14 protein-coding genes and 5 pseudogenes are annotated in these 17640 nt (G+C 39.5%); 8 read left to right on the top strand and 11 right to left on the bottom strand.

Going from position 1 to position 17640, the window contains the following annotated elements; genetic code table 11:
* Nucleotides 1-28: 28 nt before the first annotated feature.
* Nucleotides 29-685: pseudogene (locus CWATDRAFT_RS20955) on the bottom strand (IS5-like element ISCwa2 family transposase); the annotation flags it as partial.
* Nucleotides 686-822: 137 nt separating this feature from the next.
* Between CWATDRAFT_RS20955 and CWATDRAFT_RS20950 the strand changes: the two are divergent.
* Nucleotides 823-1188: pseudogene (locus CWATDRAFT_RS20950) on the top strand (transposase); the annotation flags it as partial.
* 28 nt (nucleotides 1189-1216) lie between these two features.
* Here the strand turns inward: CWATDRAFT_RS20950 and ltrA are convergent.
* Both ltrA and CWATDRAFT_RS41920 read right to left on the bottom strand, forming a co-directional pair.
* Nucleotides 1217-2341 (bottom strand): annotated as a pseudogene (ltrA, locus tag CWATDRAFT_RS20945) (group II intron reverse transcriptase/maturase); the annotation flags it as partial.
* A 613-nt stretch (nucleotides 2342-2954) separates the two neighbouring features.
* A pseudogene (locus CWATDRAFT_RS41920) lies at nucleotides 2955-3353 on the bottom strand (RNA-guided endonuclease InsQ/TnpB family protein); the annotation flags it as partial.
* Nucleotides 3354-3493: 140 nt separating this feature from the next.
* On the opposite strand from CWATDRAFT_RS41920, the gene CWATDRAFT_RS20935 reads away from it, so the two are divergent.
* On the top strand, nucleotides 3494-4681 hold the full coding sequence (locus CWATDRAFT_RS20935; protein WP_007306906.1) for an RNA-guided endonuclease InsQ/TnpB family protein: 1188 nt from the start codon (nucleotides 3494-3496) through the stop codon (nucleotides 4679-4681).
* A 70-nt stretch (nucleotides 4682-4751) separates the two neighbouring features.
* Here CWATDRAFT_RS20935 and CWATDRAFT_RS34285 read toward each other — a convergent pair.
* A pseudogene (locus tag CWATDRAFT_RS34285) lies at nucleotides 4752-4874 on the bottom strand (helix-turn-helix domain-containing protein); the annotation flags it as partial.
* 191 nt (nucleotides 4875-5065) lie between these two features.
* Nucleotides 5066-5707 (bottom strand): 7-carboxy-7-deazaguanine synthase QueE, encoded by a 642-nt coding sequence (locus CWATDRAFT_RS20930; protein ID WP_007306903.1) that lies wholly within the window; start codon nucleotides 5705-5707, stop codon nucleotides 5066-5068.
* A 50-nt stretch (nucleotides 5708-5757) separates the two neighbouring features.
* On the opposite strand from CWATDRAFT_RS20930, the gene CWATDRAFT_RS20925 reads away from it, so the two are divergent.
* The 3 genes from CWATDRAFT_RS20925 to CWATDRAFT_RS20915 all read left to right on the top strand — a co-directional run bounded on the left by CWATDRAFT_RS20925 (nucleotide 5758) and on the right by CWATDRAFT_RS20915 (nucleotide 10594).
* Nucleotides 5758-6789: a CAP domain-containing protein gene (locus tag CWATDRAFT_RS20925; RefSeq protein WP_007306907.1), complete on the top strand. Its 1032-nt coding sequence runs from the start codon at nucleotides 5758-5760 to the stop codon at nucleotides 6787-6789.
* A 295-nt stretch (nucleotides 6790-7084) separates the two neighbouring features.
* Nucleotides 7085-8404 carry an FAD-binding oxidoreductase gene (locus CWATDRAFT_RS20920; RefSeq protein ID WP_007306908.1) on the top strand — a complete coding sequence of 440 codons (1320 nt, stop codon included), beginning with the start codon at nucleotides 7085-7087 and terminating at the stop codon, nucleotides 8402-8404.
* A 390-nt stretch (nucleotides 8405-8794) separates the two neighbouring features.
* On the top strand, nucleotides 8795-10594 hold the full coding sequence (locus CWATDRAFT_RS20915; RefSeq protein ID WP_007306909.1) for an aspartate kinase: 1800 nt from the start codon (nucleotides 8795-8797) through the stop codon (nucleotides 10592-10594).
* Between the two features lie 6 nt (nucleotides 10595-10600).
* Here the strand turns inward: CWATDRAFT_RS20915 and CWATDRAFT_RS20910 are convergent, their stop codons facing one another.
* From CWATDRAFT_RS20910 to CWATDRAFT_RS20890, 5 genes are all read right to left on the bottom strand, one after another.
* Nucleotides 10601-10984 carry a hypothetical protein gene (locus CWATDRAFT_RS20910; protein ID WP_007306902.1) on the bottom strand — a complete coding sequence of 128 codons (384 nt, stop codon included), beginning with the start codon at nucleotides 10982-10984 and terminating at the stop codon, nucleotides 10601-10603.
* Between the two features lie 17 nt (nucleotides 10985-11001).
* A complete protein-coding gene (locus CWATDRAFT_RS20905; RefSeq protein ID WP_007306901.1) occupies nucleotides 11002-13014 on the bottom strand; it encodes a ribonuclease catalytic domain-containing protein in 2013 nt (670 codons plus the stop codon).
* 146 nt (nucleotides 13015-13160) lie between these two features.
* Entirely contained in the window at nucleotides 13161-13376 is a 216-nt protein-coding gene (rpsR, locus tag CWATDRAFT_RS20900; protein WP_007306900.1) for a 30S ribosomal protein S18, read from the bottom strand.
* 32 nt (nucleotides 13377-13408) lie between these two features.
* Nucleotides 13409-13603, bottom strand: a complete 195-nt coding sequence (gene rpmG / locus CWATDRAFT_RS20895; RefSeq protein WP_007306899.1) for a 50S ribosomal protein L33 — start codon at nucleotides 13601-13603, stop codon at nucleotides 13409-13411.
* A gap of 137 nt (nucleotides 13604-13740) precedes the next feature.
* Nucleotides 13741-14205 carry a hypothetical protein gene (locus CWATDRAFT_RS20890; RefSeq protein ID WP_007306898.1) on the bottom strand — a complete coding sequence of 155 codons (465 nt, stop codon included), beginning with the start codon at nucleotides 14203-14205 and terminating at the stop codon, nucleotides 13741-13743.
* 285 nt (nucleotides 14206-14490) lie between these two features.
* On the opposite strand from CWATDRAFT_RS20890, the gene cobQ reads away from it, so the two are divergent.
* The 3 genes from cobQ to CWATDRAFT_RS20875 all read left to right on the top strand — a co-directional run bounded on the left by cobQ (nucleotide 14491) and on the right by CWATDRAFT_RS20875 (nucleotide 16706).
* Nucleotides 14491-15975, top strand: a complete 1485-nt coding sequence (gene cobQ, locus CWATDRAFT_RS20885; protein WP_007306910.1) for a cobyric acid synthase CobQ — start codon at nucleotides 14491-14493, stop codon at nucleotides 15973-15975.
* A gap of 20 nt (nucleotides 15976-15995) precedes the next feature.
* Entirely contained in the window at nucleotides 15996-16235 is a 240-nt protein-coding gene (locus CWATDRAFT_RS20880; protein WP_007306911.1) for a 2Fe-2S iron-sulfur cluster-binding protein, read from the top strand.
* 129 nt (nucleotides 16236-16364) lie between these two features.
* Nucleotides 16365-16706: a rhodanese-like domain-containing protein gene (locus CWATDRAFT_RS20875; RefSeq protein ID WP_007306912.1), complete on the top strand. Its 342-nt coding sequence runs from the start codon at nucleotides 16365-16367 to the stop codon at nucleotides 16704-16706.
* A 103-nt stretch (nucleotides 16707-16809) separates the two neighbouring features.
* Here CWATDRAFT_RS20875 and larB read toward each other — a convergent pair whose 3' ends face one another.
* Complete coding sequence (gene larB / locus CWATDRAFT_RS20870) at nucleotides 16810-17604, bottom strand: nickel pincer cofactor biosynthesis protein LarB (protein ID WP_007306897.1); 795 nt, start codon at nucleotides 17602-17604, stop codon at nucleotides 16810-16812.
* Nucleotides 17605-17640: the final 36 nt, after the last annotated feature.

Raw genomic sequence — 17640 nt, 5'->3', positions numbered from 1 at the left:
GATGGTCGCCATCTTTTCGTTTTTACTCTTTTAAGTATTCCTTTCTAGCAATTTTTCTAGAAGTTCTCGGCTTTTTTCTCAATTTTACTCTTAATGGTTTATAAAGATTATCTATTATTCTTTCTGTCTCAATTCTGGCTTGATTTAATATGCCTAAATCCGTTGGGTATTTGATGTCTGCTGGCGCACAAGTCGCATCTAAAATTAGTTTACCTTTATTTTTTATTTTTTCTCCTTTTTATTGGAGACAATCCTTTTTTTTTACTTCTTTATCACTCTTGTCTATTTCTCTTTTTACTATTTTTTTATTGATTTTGTTTATCAATTCTCCATCAATTCTTTTCCTAAAATGAACTAGCATTGAAGATTCCAGTGGTGGCTCTTGTTGATAACAATTTAAACCTATAAAGTATTGTAGATAGGGATTTTCTCTAATCTGTTCTATAGTTTCTCTATCACTTGTTCCTAATTTTTCCTTAATAATTAATGTCCCTAATGCCATTCTAAATAGTTTGGCTGGCGCACCTTTTTCTGCTGAAAAAAGTTTAGCATATTCTTCCTCAAAATCATCCCAAGGTATCAACTCTGCCATGATTACCCAACGATTATTGGGGGACAATTTGCCCTCGAAAGGTAATTCAAATTTTTCTGGGGGCGGTAAAGGTTGCTCCTCTTTTCGATACATTTGTTCTTGACCAACAACTGGGAGGTGTTTCTACCAATTATAGCGGTTTGTAGCCGACAAAGCTGATCTTTTTTGCGATCGCGAATATGGGTGTAACCTTTTAAAGAATAGGGTTTTGCTTTTATTCAGCAAACCCTATTGTAGATAAACTCAACACTCATAAATCGGAAAGCTTAGTCAAATTAGTAGCAGAAAGCTGTGGAATTACTATTGATTTGGGGAGAAAAGGAAAGGAGGGGATTTTGCAATCTATGGACAGCAGAGCAGATTTTTTATCAGATGAATCTCATCGAATTCGCTTTGTTTATATTCCCAAACATACATCGTGGCTTAATCAAATTGAGTGTTGGTTTTCGATCTTAGTCCGGCGTTTACTCAAAAGAATTACTGTCCGTTCAACTGAAGAACTATCCCAAAAAATTCTCAATTTTATTGATTACTTTAATCAACATTTTGCTAAGCCGTTCGTTTGGAAATTTAAGGGCTTTAAAGATCATAAGTGACTGGTGGATTATTTTTGCTAAGCTGCACTAGTATTTTCTTCTTGCTGGGTTTGATTAGAGTTTTGAATCCAAGGTTTTTCTTCCATCCTGTTTTGGCAGAGTGGTGTTTCCCAGTAGGGTATGACCTGATGTTGAATCCAAGGAAGTCGAATCCTGCTTCTTCCATCTTTCCATTAACTTTTACATCCTTTAAGGTGTGGCAAATTCTGGTTTTAGATGGCTTGATTTCAAGTCCGACTTGTTCTAACCACTGTGCAATCAGTTCTTTACATTGTAGAATAACGTCGTAGTCCTCATGGAGAACTACGAAATCATCAGCGTATCGGATGATTCTGGGTTTATAATCCCAGTTTGTACTTCCATCTTTCCTACGTTTTGTACGGGGAAAGTGGTTTACTATATCATCTATCATACCGTGTAGTGCAATATTAGCCAATAACGGACTTATTACACCCCCTTGAGGTGTTCCTGATTCGGTTTCCTCAAATACGCCTTTGTCTAATACACCACATTTCAACCATTGTTTGATGATTCTTTTGATGTTGTATGAGCAATCTACTTTGGACAGTAGGTGGTCATGGTTAATCTTGTCGAAGCATTTTGCAATGTCGGCATCTAGGACATATTTTGCCTTAGAGTTTATGACTGTATATATTCTCTCTATTGCGTCATGTGCGCTTCTGCCTGGGCGAAAACCATAAGATGTTCCCTCGAATTGGGCTTCCCAGTATGGCTCTAGGGCTGATTTAACCAAGGCTTGCATTACTCTATCTTTCATGGTTGGTATTCCCAATCCACGTTTTTCCTCTCTTCCAGGTTTAGGAATCCAAACCCGTCTGAGTGCCTTGGCTTTGTAACCTTTTAACCTTAGTTCGTTAACTAGCTTTAGTCTTTGGTTAGGTCGTAATGACTTTTTCCCATCAACTCCAGCAGTTTTCTTACCTTGGTTGTCTTGGGTCACTTTGCGGATGGCTAAGAGCTTTGCGTAATGTGACTTTAACAGTAACTTCTGAAGCTGTTTAGCTTTGACTTTATTACCTGATTTAACAGCTTGAAATATTCTGGTTTGAAGCTTGAACACTTTTCTCTGAACTTTTGCCCAGTTGATTGTGTTCCATTCTGGCGTAGTCTTGTTTATACTCGCATTCGACATATTTACCTCTAGTAGAGACTATTTCTTCTAATTAACCAGCAATACGTCAGCTTATCCATACTCATTACAAGTAGGCATTTGCTTCTTATTGCTTCTCACATCCATGACCCTTGCGCTTAAGTTTGTCACTACTTACATCATCGACCTGATGGTAAGAGCAGTCATGGACTTAATTCGTTCCGTTGGTTTGGGTATATCGATTTTAGGTTTCATCTTTCCCCCAAGTTACTTTTAGGAATCTGTGTGGATAGCATAGGCAGACTTCCACTTTTCACTTTGTTCTTTTGAACGCAGCCTGTCAAACAGATTTGGCTACTTGCTTATTTTTTGAGGGTTCAAGTCGATGATTCAACGTAATGTTTAACCATAATCGATTGACTCGGGAAACGGCTTATCATGCTGTTTCATGACGGGCTTCCCTTTTAACCCTGCTTCCATCCTGAATTTACTAAGTCCAAAACGGAGGGTTATGTCGTTCCTCTCAGGATTGCTCCCTTGATTCCGAGTGTGGCTCCTTTAGCCAACAAACCAACAGTTATTCTGTTATACAGGTACAGAACGAGCTACACGCTTGTACTTAGTACAGGCTTTCTAGCTCAACGAATCACACACCTACAAAATAACCAGATGCTTTTCTAACCACCCTAGCTTGCTTAACTTCAAAGCCTTCTGGTATCGGTCGAGATAGTCTCCACTTAACCCATCCTAGTTTGGGAAGCTTAAGAGCATCATTTCTTATGGGGTCTTTCCCTAATTGTGGAAAGACAAAAGAACGCAGACGATACTTGTTCTTAAAGCGAGGGAAACCAAAGCCCCTGGCTCTCATGTCATCCCAAGCTCTGTCCAAAGTTCTTAAAGTTTGCTGAAGAACTTGAGAATGAACGGTCTTTAACTGAGGATATTGCTTTTTAGCATCGGTTAGTTGCTTGGCTTGCCTATGGTAATTTGGGAAAGGGGCATCAGGAGATATGATATATTCACAATTGAGGGAGCAAGCATTGATAGGGGACTTACAGAAAAAGACGGGCAGCGCAAAGCTCCCATCTTTTAAGTGGGAGATGTAGCGCAACACGGGTAATTTATTGCCCGTGAATATTACTTAACAAATGTAGCAACATTTATTAAGTATGCTATAATGAGGGCATGATAACGATGACCTACGATTTCAAGCTCAAACCTAAAAAGTCTCAAGTCCAGATGATTGAGATGTATCTTGAAACATGCAAAAAAGTCTATAACTATGCACTTCGAGAAAGAAAAAATTGGGTAAATAGTCGTAAGTCTCCTATCAATTTTTGTTCCATTCACTCAGAATATATAATCAGTCCGAATAAACAACGACCTACCTATAATTCTCAGTGTAAATCTTTAACTGATGCCAAGAAAATCTATCCTCAATTAAAAAAAAACCATTCACAAGTTTTGCAGCAAACCCTAAGAACTTTAGAAGCTGCGTTTGTAAATATGTGGGAAAGAGGTTTTGGTTTTCCACGTTTTAAGAAAAAAATGAGAAGTTTTCTCTACCCATCAGTTAAGCAAGAATGGGTGGGTGATGGATGGGTAAAACTTCCCAAAATTGGGAAAGTAAAAATGAGGATGTCTCGACCTATCAGTAATGGGTTTGTGTTGAAACAAATCAGGGTAGTTAAACGAGCATCAGGATATTTTGTACAGTTAATTTATCAGTTATCTGTCAATATTCCCGAAACACCCATACAGGGATATCCGTTAGGGGTAGATATTGGACTTGATTCTTATTTAGCCACTAGCGAAGGGGAATTAGTCAAAAGGCCTCGGTTTTTTAATCAACTTCATGGCAAGTTGAAATCACTGCAAAGAAGGTTAAAGAACAAGAAAAAGGGGTCTAATAATTGGCAAAAACTGCAAACTCAAATAGCTAGAGTTTATCAAAAAATCCACGATACTAGAAAAGACTGGCACTTTAAATTAGCCCATCATTTATGTGACCAAGCTGGCATGATGTTTGTTGAGGATATTAACTTCAAAGCTTGGGCTAAAGGCTTGTTTGGTAAGCATACATTAGATGCTGGTTTTGGTCAATTTTTCAACATCTTGTCGTATATTTGTTGGAAAAGAGATGTCTATTTTCTTAAGGTAGATAAAGATTATACCAGTCAAATTTGTCCTAATTGTAATACCCAAACAGGCAAAAAGAATCTTAAGAATAGGATTCATAATTGTCCTAATTGTGGATATCAAACAAATCGTGATGTAGCTGCTAGTCAAGTAATAAGAAATCGAGGTCTAGTAGCGGTGCAGCGCGTGAATGAAATAGCTTCTGGAGGCGTTCTGTCGGAGTCAATCTTTGATTGGCGCTGATTCGAGCCTTTGAGAGAAGAATCTCCTGATTTTAGCGTAGCGGAATCAGGAGAGTGTCAATAGAGGCTCACCAATCTTTGCGCTGCCTTAGGGCAAAATTCCAGACAGAAAGACAGACATCAAGAGTTTGCTCGATGATAGCAATCTGTTCAGGAGTCGGTTGCAGTTTATACTCGTAGGTCATGGTTAGCATGGTTCTATTTTAGCTTACACAAGTTAACTTAGTTTGTAAAGTTTGTTTAAAGAAGCTAAAAGCGGAGCGAACTGTTCGGAGGTTCCCTCCGAACCAGCACGCGCACCAAGCATATGTTTGTTGGTGGGATTTTCATCCCATCGGTAAAACCGAGGGTCTTCAATCCCACACTTTAAGATAAGACACATATATTATCTCACTCCCAAAAATTTATGAGTTTGGAGACTCATACGCCATTGAGGATGCTTGAGAATGTAATCAAAAATTAAGGATTGACTTTCGGGGGTATTCCATTCGGGTTGTAAGTATTTAATGGCTTCACGAGGAACCTTTTTTGCTTCTTCTTCGGCCCAATGTAAGTCCTCTTGGTTAGCAATAACAATTTTTAATTCGTTAACCTGAGAATAGATGCTTTCATGGGGAAGCTTAAAAGGTTTGGGGGAAAAAGTTACCCAGTCAAACTGGCCAGTAAAACTATGAGATCCTGATGTTTCTAAATGAACCCGTAACCCTAACTTTTTTAACGCCTTGGTTAAGGGGAATAAGTCATACATTAGGGGTTCTCCTCCTGTAATGACTACCATAAAAGGGTTAGCCATCTTAGATACTTCTGCTAAGATTTTAATAGACTGTTGGGGATATTTTTTGCTCGTCCAGGACTCTTTTTGATCACACCAAGGACAATGAACATCGCACCCGGCTAAACGAATGAAAAAAGCATTTACCCCAGTCCAAGTGCCTTCCCCCTGTAACGAGTGAAAGGTTTCTACAATAGGATAAGTGATTAATTGGGAGGCGATCTCTTTTTGGCTCACTGACGCTAAACTATTCATACACTATTCCTAACACTCCTGACAATTTTAACGGCTTTTTCTGTTTTGCTATGAAAGATCATTGTTATCAACGCTTATTTACCTTTTCTTTGCTGACACTCGGTTTAATGGCCTGTGAGTCTATTGAACCCATAGCTATTCAAAAGATTCCTATCACTGAAACCGAACCTGCTAACCCCCCTCTTAGTTTAACCGATCCTGCCTTTCTGCAAGCTCTCGAAGAAGCCACTTATAGAGAAATTAATCAATATCGTTTATCTAAAAATTTACCTCCCTTAAAACTTAATCCTCAAATTAGCCAACAAGCTAGAATTCATAGTGAAAGAATGGCGGCTGGTATTATTCCTATTAGCAATGAAGATTTAGAACAAAGATTAAAAATTATTAGTCTTAGTACACCTCATCAAAAAGGCTCAGAAAATTTAGCCACACATAATAATAATTATAGCCCTGTAAAAGCAACTATTAAACAGTGGACAGATGACCCTGAAAACAGAAAAAATATTGAAGGTAAATATGATGAAACCGGAATAGGTGTAGCACAAAATAGCAAAGGAGAATATTATTTAACACAAATTTTTATCAAAGAAAAACCTTCTATTATTACCCGTTCTCCTGAAATCGGTAATAGTCTCGAACCCTGGGACAATCCCGACCCCTTACTCAGCAAATCTGGTCAAGATGGTCAATTTTTAATTTCTCTAGAACAAGAAATAAATAGGCGTGTTAATCAATATCGTCTCTCAAAAAATTTACCGCCATTAACAATGAATGCAGAAATTAGTTATGTTGCTAGACAACATAGCCGAGATATGGCTACTAAAAACGCAACCTTCAGTCATGATGGTTTTGATAATAGGGCTAAAGCCGTGGGAAAAACTATCCCTTATCGCTCTTTTGCAGAAAATTTAGCTTACATAAAAGGGTATCCTGACTTAGCTGAAGTCGCTGTTAAAGGGTGGATAAATAGTCCCGTCCATCGTAAAAATATGGAAGGTAATTTTAATTTAACTGGGGTCGGTATTGCTAAAAATTCTGATGGAGAATATTATTTTACTCAGTTATTTTTATTACAACGGTAAAATAATTAATAATTAATAGTTAATAGTGAATAATTATGGTTTGATAGTGGTCACATTTTTGATACATTATATGTATAGCACTACAAAAATTAGTTAGGACATTAATGTAAGGTGGCCAGTGCATCGGCCTACGGGGTTGTGCAATTGTGTCAAAGTCAAACACCATAATGCGTAGTGCTATAGGATATTTACATTGAAGTCAGGAACAGCCTAGCATAATCATCCTGCTGGCGACTGTCTATGACTCTTATTAACAACCTAGAAAGGTATTTTACTACTACATCCAACAAAAATTATGAATCCAACTATCAATAAAGTCAAAGAAGCCTTATCCCATTTAGATATTATTACCGATACCCATCAAGTAACTAAATTATCTCTTGATTATTATCATTTTAGTCCAATTTTAAAGGAACAACTGCAAGACAAACGAGGAGACATAGTTATTCGTCCCACCACAGAAGCAGAAGTCATAGAAGTTGCCCAAAGCTGTGTTAACTATAAAGTTCCCTTAACCGTTAGAGGTGCCGGAACAGGTAATTATGGTCAATGTATTCCCTTAGAAGGGGGTGTAATCCTAGATACTACAAAAATGCAACAAATTCTTTGGTTAGAACAAGGGGTTGCTTGTGTGGAGCCTGGGGTGAAAATGGCCGCCTTTGATAAACTGGCCAGACAAACCGGTTGGGAGTTGCGTATGGCCCCTTCTACCTACCGTACTGCCACCATTGGGGGGTTTATTGGTGGGGGTAGTGTGGGGATGGGATCTGTGAACTATGGACAGTTACGCGATCGCGGTAATGTTCGCGCTTTACGCATTGTCACCCTAGAAGATGAACCCTGTTTAATGGAGTTACGAGGGGATGAAGTGCAAAACGTTAATCATGCCTATGGTACCAATGGTATTATTACACAATTAGAAATTCCTTTAGCTCCTACTTATCCTTGGGCGGAAATTATCGTTACTTTTGATGATTTTATGCAAGCTGCGAGGTTTGGTCAAGGGTTAGGAGATAGTGATGGTATTATTAAAAAATTAATCACGGTTCACGCTGCCCCTATTTGTGGTTATTTACATCATTTAAAAGACTATTTACCCGAGAATAAACACGCTGCATTATTGATGATTTCTGAATATGATTTAGAGGCGTTTAAGGATTTAGTCTATGAATATAAGGGAGAAATAACTTATCTAAAAACTGCCGAAGAAGCGAGTAAAGGGGCTAGTTTATTAGAGTTTACTTGGAATCATACCACCCTTCATGCCCGTGCCATTGATCCCAGTATTACTTATTTACAAACCTTTTATTTTACTTTGGATAATGTTGAACACTTTTATAATCATTTTGGGGATGAAGTGATGATTCATTTAGAATTTTTGAAATTTCAGGGTAAAGTTATTCCTGGCGGTTTACAGTTGTTTCATTTTACAACAGAAGAAAGGGTCAATGAAATTATCCGTTATCACGAAGAAAATGGGGCCGGTATCGCCAACCCCCATACCTATTTATTAGAGGGAGGAGGACGAAAAACAATTAATTCTCCCCAGTTAAACTTTAAAAAAGAAGTTGATCCCTACGGTTTAATGAACCCTGGTAAAATGACAACTAATTAATTAATGGTTCTTGATAATAGGATTATACTTAATTCAAAATTATTAAACTATAATGCTAATAATTAGATAATTATTAGCATTATAGTTTAAGTGTGGAGCAAATTTCTCAAGTTTTAAATTTAGGAATTGAGAAAGTCAGAAACATGACTGATAATCATGACTGATAAAAATATTGCTCAAGTTGTTAGAAATAACCTCATGAGTAGGTAGGCGTAATTAGATATAAAATAGAAAGGTTTGTAAGTATTGGGTTTGGCTTTGATTATGACTATCTTTATCGTCCTAAAGGACTGACTACAACATTAGTATAAGAAAATGTTACAAATTCCCCACAACCCCTAAGTAATTTTGCTAAATTGGACATTGGATATATCTGCATCTATTTCAACTATGGCTCTAATTGTCCAAAAATACGGAGGAACCTCCGTCGGGTCGGTGGAACGGGTTCAAAGCGTTGCCCAACGCATCCATAGAACCGTTCAACAAGGGAATACAGTGGTTGTGGTTGTCTCTGCTATGGGCAAAACCACAGATACTTTGGTTAATTTAGCACAGGAAATTACCGCCAACCCTTCCCGACGAGAGATGGATATGTTACTGTCCACGGGGGAACAGGTAACCATTGCCTTGATGACTATGGCCCTACAAGAAATAGGACAACCAGCTATCTCTCTAACTGGCGCCCAGGTAGGTATTGTCACCGAAGCCGAATATAGTCGGGCCCGTATTCTTTCCATTAAACCCGATCGCATCAAACGTCATCTTGATCAAGCTCAAGTAGTAGTTGTAGCAGGGTTTCAAGGGGTTAGTTCCCGAGAAAATTTAGAAATCACAACCCTCGGCCGTGGGGGATCTGATACCTCCGCAGTAGCTCTCGCTGCTGCCCTGAAAGCGAATTTTTGTGAGATATACACCGATGTTCCTGGAATTTTGACCACAGATCCCCGTCTCGTCCCCTCAGCGAGATTAATGGAAGAAATTACCTGCGATGAAATGTTAGAATTAGCTAGTTTAGGAGCAAAAGTTCTGCACCCCAGAGCCGTAGAAATTGCTCGTAATTATGGGGTTAGTTTGGTGGTACGTTCCAGTTGGAGTGATGCGCCGGGTACTCGTGTAGTTTCCCCCATCCCCAAACCCAGATCCTTAGAAGGTTTAGAAATTACTAAAGCAGTGGATGGGGTAGAGTATGACGGAGATCAGGGTAAAATTTCCTTGTTACGGGTTCCCGATCGCCCAGGTATTGCGGCCCGTTTATTTGGAGAAATAGCCCATCAACAGGTAGATGTAGACTTAATTATTCAATCTATCCACGAAGGCAATAGTAATGATATTGCCTTTACTGTGGTCAAAAATATCTTAAGCAAAGCCGAGGCAGTAACAGAAGCGATCGCCCCTGCTCTGCGGAGTACCCCTTCTAACCCCACCGAAGCAGAGGTAATGATAGAAACAGGGGTGGCAAAAATTTCTATTGCAGGTGCTGGAATGATTGGCAGGCCAGGGATCGCAGCAAAAATGTTTAAAACCTTAGCTGAGGCCAATATTAACATTGAGATGATCTCTACCTCAGAAGTGAAGGTTAGTTGTGTGGTAGCCAAAGAAGACGGCGATCGAGGCATAAAAGTCTTATGTGAAGCGTTTGATGTGCAATTATCCCCTAACCCCGTCGCTTCCCAAACCGTGGCCTTAGCTCCTCCGGTGCGTGGTGTGGCCCTAGATATGAAACAGGCACAAATTGCTATTCGTCATGTTCAGGATAAACCAGGTATGGCGGCCAGCATTTTTGGGGTATTGGCTGAAAATAATATTAGTGTGGATACCATTATTCAATCTCAGCGTTGTCGTATTTTAGCAGGAAAGCCCACCCGTGACATTGCCTTTACTGTAGCTCAAGTCGACGTTGAAGCGGCTTGTAGAGCTTTAAATAACCTTTCTGATGGCTTTGATCAGGTGGTAATTGATGAAGATATTGCTAAAGTGAGTATTGTGGGTGCTGGTATGATCGGACAACCTGGGGTTGCTGCTAAGTTTTTTGGGGCTTTGGCTCAGGAAAAGATAAACATCAAAATGATTGCTACTTCTGAGATAAAAATTAGTTGCGTAGTCCCCAAAGAAGAAGGGGTAAAGGCTTTAAAATATGTTCATGATGCTTTTGAGTTGGCCGGTGTCGAAACAGTGGAAGTTCCTGCCTAATATCAACTAAAATAGCTCAGAATATTCTTGCAAAACTTTAGTTACAAATTTATGTAACTTTTCTCTAGCAAGGGGATTATTATTAACGGGATAATCTGGACTACTTAGGTGACTTAATAAAGGAAGCACTTCTGTATCTAAGGCCGGTTTAAATAGGTTAATAGGATACAACAAATCTGAGGTTGAACGGACATCTATCAACAGTTTAGGTGCGAATAAGTGTGAATAAATCTCCTTTTCTTCAGTCATATCCACTAAACATAATGGGCGCACCCAACACAACTGACGAGATTCAACAACCTGAATAACCTCGCAATAAAGACGATGGCAGTGATCAGTTAAATAAACAATTTGTTGAGGAGTAAAAAGGCAATTTTCACCCATTATCATTCTTGAATAAATTACTTTTATTGATTGATTACGCTCTCAGATTCAAGCATCTCACGGAAGCGAATTTCATCACGGTGAGGATCGGAACGACTGACTTGTACATTAAGGCGATCGCCCAAAGATACCGATCGCTCAAAACGATGAGGTAATTCTAACCCTAATTCTTCCAAGAGGATCACCCCTAACCCTTCGTCTTCCCGTAACCAGCGTAAAACTAACCCTTGCCAAACTTCATCAGCGTTACGGCGTAAAAATTCTAAACCCCAATAACGGTTTGTTTGTCGTTCAAGGAAAGACGCTTCTTGAGCAGAAAGAGTAACACTATATAAAATTTGCTGCATAACATCCAAAGCAAAAGGTAACTCATCCCCCCTCAGATGGGCTTTAATTTGAAAATGGGTCAATAAATCTGTATAACGACGAATAGGAGAAGTTACTTGAGTATAACTATCTAAGCCTAAACTAGCATGACGACTGGGCAGGGTTCCCATTTCGCTACGAGGCATACAACGGCGCAAAGCACAAGCCCTCACAGGGCCAGGAGGCAATAATAATAACTCTTCTTCTGGAGGTAACTCTGGTTGAGGTTGTCCTCTAAAGGGAACAGGTATACCATGTTCACCACAATAAGTTCCTGCAACTTCTCCGGCTAAAATCATCATTTCCGCCACTAATTGACGAGAAATAGATGTTTCTAATAATTCAATACTAATTTCTTCATCAGACTTCACCTTAATAATAGCTTCTGGCATTTTGATGGTGATAGAACCCTGAGACTGTCGCCACTGGTGTCGTTTTTTAGCTGCTTCTGCCAATACTGCTAACTCTGCCTCGGCGGTAATGCCCAACTGTAGCATTTCATCCACATCATGGTAGGTGAGGCGATAGGTTGGTTTAATGAGACTGGCATGGATAGAATAATCCACAACAGCACCCTCACTATCTAAAATAACCCCAAAGCTTAAAGCCGCACAGAGTTGACCTTGACATAAGCTCATGGGTCCTGCGGCCAACTCCAGAGGAAACATGGAGATCATCCCTGTGGGTAGATAAAGGGTTGTACTGCGCTTCCTCGCTTCTAAGTCTAACTCATCCCCTGGAGTCACTAAACGGGTGGGATCGGCGATGTGTATCCATAACTTGACTTGATCGTTTTCTAGATACTCAACACTCAAACCGTCGTCAATTTCTTCTGTACTTTCATCGTCAATAGTATAGACTTTTAGACGGGTCAAGTCTAAGCGATCGCCATCAGCATCTGGGGGTAAGGTTTGTACAGAAGAAGAAGCCACATCTAACACCTTTTGAGGAAAATTGACAGGATAAGAGCTTCGCTTTAAAAAGAGGTTTTCGTTGGGACTCCACCATTTCAAAGCCACGAGTAATTCAAAAGCTGAATCAGGGATTGTTTTGTGTCCTAGTTCCTTGAGTAAGTCTTGAGCATTACGATGACTTTGCTCTGGTTGTAAGACAAATTTTTCTAATGATTCTAACCGACTGCGATCGCTCTGAGTCCATTCTACCCCTTCCCCGGCCATTGCTTGTTGAATATGCTCAAAAAAGATTTCTTTTTCTTGTTGCCGTTGTTGTTGAACTTCTAGTTGATGTTTAATTTCCTCTACTTGACTGGGGGAACGGGGTTCATAATTATCTCCTTTTTTCTTAAAATATATTTTATCCTCAGATAGTAAGCGATGTGCCGCATAACAGAATTGTGGCGTTTGTTCGGAATAGATAAAGCTGGCTAAGTCTGCTGCTGTTACCCCCTCACCATCTTCTACTAATAATTCCCAGGCTATTTCTAAATTAGATGGATCAAGGTAAGGTTGAATTTCTTGGAGAAATTGAGAAATCTCATCGCTATTGTATGGGCCCCCTGGCACTTCATAATCCACTCGTTGGGGTCGTAGTTTGTGGGAATTACCTTGGCCGTCAATAACCATCCAATCTTTTTTTCCCTCTGGACGATCAACTACTGCCAGACGATATTCTCCATTGAGTCTAAATTCAATTAATTTACCTTTTTCCACCCGTTTTGTGCCTTACTTGCTAACATTTTCTCTCACTATTGTTATAGTAACCTTTTTTACATTAGGTATCGGGGTGTATATTGGGGCTTTGGGGGTTAAGTTTTTTATAGGATGCTTACCCCAAATACCCAACATTAGAGTCATGGTTAAGCTTCTTTGTTGACAAAGGGCAGTAAAGCTAAGAACCTAGCCCGCTTGACCGCAGTAGTCAAAGCCCGTTGTTGTTTGGCTGTTAACCCTGTAATACGTCTTGGCAAAATTTTACCCCGTTCGGTGATAAATTTTCTCAGCAGTTCAGTATCTTTATAATTGATGGGTTGTTTAGGAGGAATGGGGGATAAACGTTTACGATAGTAACTCATACTTGACTTTTTCCTGATTTTGTGCTAAGCAATTATTTAATTTCTTTGTGGACGGTGTGGGCATTACAGTGGGTACAGAACTTTTTCAGTTCTATTCTTCCTGTGGTGTTACGACGGTTTTTGGTGGTGGTATAGCGACTAACCCCGGGTGATCTCTTTGCGATATTTGTCCGACATTCTGTGCATTCTAGGGTGATAATCAGTCGAACCCCTTTTTTACTAGCCATAATTTAATTTAGCAATTTACTCGATTAATTTAGATTTACACACAAACAGCCATTATCCCATATTTTAATTAGGATAGCAAACTAAGATACAAAAGGGACTATAACGACTTAAATCTGCGTTATAGTCAAAAATATGGCTAATTTTTACGCAACACAGCGAACCATAAACCTCCAACACCAGCAGTAATTAGTAAACTGTGGATAGGAGAGATCGGGGTAGAGCTATAGTGTAAATCCTGTCTTAATTCGTAACTAATATTTTCATAATCTACACCATCTTCTGTCACAGGAACAATTAATAACTTTTCCCCGTGACCTTCATCTATAATTTGTACTTCCCAATCTCCAGGAATAGAACTATCAGGAAGAAAAGAAAAACGCCCCTCTTCATCGGTTCTAGACTCTAACCAAGGTTCATCAAAATTATTCGGTGCATAAACATAAACTTCGGCCTTTTCAGCCACTTCATCGGTGCTATAAGTAGTTTGAAATTCTAATTTATCATTCAATAAATAGTTAGTTAACATAGTATGAGCTAAAGTTTGGGAGGGGATTCCCAGGACACCGAATAAGAGTGGTAAAGCAAAGATTAGTTTTTTCATCTAACTAAGACTCCTCAGAACGATTACAATAAAGTTAGTCATAATTATAGCAACTCTCAAACATGATTTAAGTGAGGACTTCTCACTCATGAGTCAAATAACATAACACAACTGATAACCAGAGAAAATCATTGATTATCTTATGAGACAAAATTAAGGTAAAATTTAGGTGGGATTGTCAATTAAACCGTTTAATTTGTTGGTTTAGCTTGCCTTTTTAACCATTATCGGTCACTGATAACTGATAACCGTTCACTGTTCACTAACTGTAGGTTTCAAGATTAAATGAAAGCCATGATGGTAGTGGGAACAACCTCCCACGCAGGAAAATCCTTTATTACCACGGCAATCTGTCGTATTTTAGCCCGTCAGGGTTGGCACGTTACCCCCTTCAAAGGGCAAAATATGGCATTGAATGCCTATGTTACCACCAGTGGGGGAGAAATTGGTCATGCTCAAGCGGTACAAGCTTGGGCGGCAGGAATCAATCCTAGATTAGAAATGAATCCTATTCTGCTAAAACCCCAAGGAAATATGACCTCACAAGTTATTTTAGGGGGAAAAGCAGTAGGAGTTACCACAGCAGTTGACTATTACGAAAAGTATTTTGAAAAGGGTTGGAATGTCATCACTCAATCCCTAAAAAGTTTGGCAACAGAATATGATTTTGTGGTTTGTGAAGGTGCCGGAAGTCCGGCAGAAATTAACCTTAAACATCGAGACTTAACTAATATGAGAGTGGCTAAGTATCTTAATGCACCTACCATATTGGTTGTCGATATTGATCGCGGTGGGGCTTTCGCTCATGTGGTGGGAACCTTACAATTATTAGAGGAATCGGAACGGGCTTTAATTAAGGGAATTATTATTAATAAGTTTCGAGGACAGCGATCGCTTTTGGATTCGGGGGTTGAATGGTTGGAAAATTATACAGGAATTCCTGTTTTGGGGGTGATTCCCTGGCGAGATATTTCTTTTTCTGCGGAGGATTCTTTAGATTTATTAGAACGACCCAGGAGAGGAGAAAACGAAATTAATATAACGGTTTTACGATTACCTCATATTGCTAATTTTACCGATTTTGAACCTTTGGATGCTGAAAAGACTGTCTCATTAACTTATTTAGATTTAAAGGATAATTTAGGTTATCCCGATGCAGTTATTATCCCAGGGTCGAAAACTACCATCAGTGATTTAATTGCTCTACATGGAACTTCTATGTCCAAAAAATTACAAGACTATGTAGCAGCAGGGGGGGTTATTTTAGGCATTTGTGGTGGCTTTCAAATGTTAGGAAAAATGGTGCTTGATCCCGAGCAATTAGAAGGTAATAATATTTCTTATCCAGGACTCAATTTATTACCCGTTGAAACAGTTATAAGTGCGGAGAAAATTATTCGTCAACGTCAAACTTGTTCTGTTTATCCCCATGCTGGATTTCTAATTACTGGATACGAAATTCACCAAGGTATCACTCATATAGTTGAAAATACAACTCAACCGAATAGAACAAATATTCATGGTCTATTTGAAGATAGCAGTTTGGGAATTGTCAACGATAATCAGTCTGTTTGGGGGTGTTATTTACATGGTATTTTTGATAATGGAGCTTGGCGAAGAACTTGGTTGAATTATCTGAGAAATCGTCGAGGTTTATCTTCCTTACCCACAGGAATTACTAATTACAGAGAACAACGAGAGGTCATTTTAGATAAATTGGCCGATATTGTCGATGAATTTGTTGATTTAAGCCCTTTGTTAAATAAATAATTATCTTTGAGGAATATTTTATGAAAGTTACAGTACGATTTTTACCCGACGACGTTACCATAAACGCTGAAGCAGGAGAACCCATGTTAGAAGTGGCAAAACGAGCGGGTATAACCATTCCTACTGGTTGTTTAATGGGTTCTTGTCATGCTTGCGAGGTAGAGTTAGAAGATGGAACTCCTCTTTGTGCTTGTATTAGTGCCATTCCCCGAGGCAGCGACTCTGTAACCATTAGTTTATACAGTGACTTAGGCTGGTAAACAGCCCTTCCCAGATGGGAGAAATCTTTTTAATAATAAAAATTTTTTGTCAATCCTTTAAAACAAAACTTTACAGTTTCGTAATATTTTGTTACATTGTAGGTGTAGCAACTTATTACATGGACTTTTATGATTCCCATCCCACAGCCTCTTAAAAGCAAGTCAGAAGTTTCCGATCTTAAGCAACGCCTTGACTGGGGTGAGCCTGCCCTAACCATCATTGATATCAGAGATAGAGCAGCTTTCAACAACAGTCATATTACTGGAGCTACTTCTTTTCCTATGGATGAGCTAGTTAATAGAGCTTTAAATAACTTTGAACTCGAGCGCGATATCTATGTCTATGGCGCAACAGAAAAAGAAACTGGTTTAGCTGTAAATAGACTACGTGGTGCTGGTTACGAGAACGTAGCCCAGTTAGTAGGTGGTTTGAAAGCTTGGAAAGCCGCCGGTTATCCCGTCGAAGGATAATCGACAACAGTTACATTAATTTTATTAGTCATTACAGGATAACCTACTTTAGATAATTCGTCCGGGGTAGGTTATCGCTTTGCTCGAAGTAGGAAGTCAGAAGTCAGAAGTTGTTTCTTTTATTGTTTCGGGAACTGATTCGTTGAGCCGTGCGTAAGATTTGCCCGGCCAGAATAGCTGCCCCAAAACCATTATCAATATTGACCACACCGATACCGGTTGCACAGGAATTTAACATAGTTAATAAAGGAGCAACTCCCCCGAAACTGGTGCCATAACCCACACTGGTAGGTACTCCAATCACAGGACAATCTACCATACCAGCCACTACACTAGGTAAGGCCCCTTCCATCCCTGCTACTACAATAATCACATCGGCTTGAGCTAATAAGTCTCGGTGACTCAATAAGCGGTGAATGCCGGCAACCCCCACATCCCAAAGTTTTTGGGTTTGAAAGCCACACAACTGCGCTGTAATAGCTGCTTCCTCAGCCACAGGTAAATCAGCCGTACCAGCCGTTAGAATAGAAATGACTCCCGAAGCCTGAAATGAGGTTTGTCCGCTTTGTAGAGCGCAAATACGGGCAGTGGGATAATAAATGAGAGAGGGTATCTCCGCTTCCAGTTGTTCTGCGATCGCTGCTTCGATGCGAGTAGCCATCACCACAGGAGAATGGCGGGCCATGGTGTTCATAATTTGTATAATTTGTTCTGGGGTTTTTCCTGGCCCCCAAATGACTTCAGGAAACCCGGTTCTTAAGTGACGATGATGGTCAATTTTAGCAAAATCGGCCACAGGTTCAAAATTAAGGTTTTTCAGTTGTTCGAGAGCAGTTTCTGGGTTTATTTCTCCTCTGGAAATGGCTTTGAGGAGTTCTTGCAGCGCGTCAGGGTTCATTCAAAAGCTATTATTTAGTCTCCATTGTTTATTCTA

The sequence above is a fragment of the Crocosphaera watsonii WH 8501 genome, assembly GCF_000167195.1.
Lineage (GTDB): Bacteria > Cyanobacteriota > Cyanobacteriia > Cyanobacteriales > Microcystaceae > Crocosphaera > Crocosphaera watsonii.
Note: the sequence above shows the minus strand (reverse complement) of the source record. Positions and strands in the feature narration are given on the sequence as shown.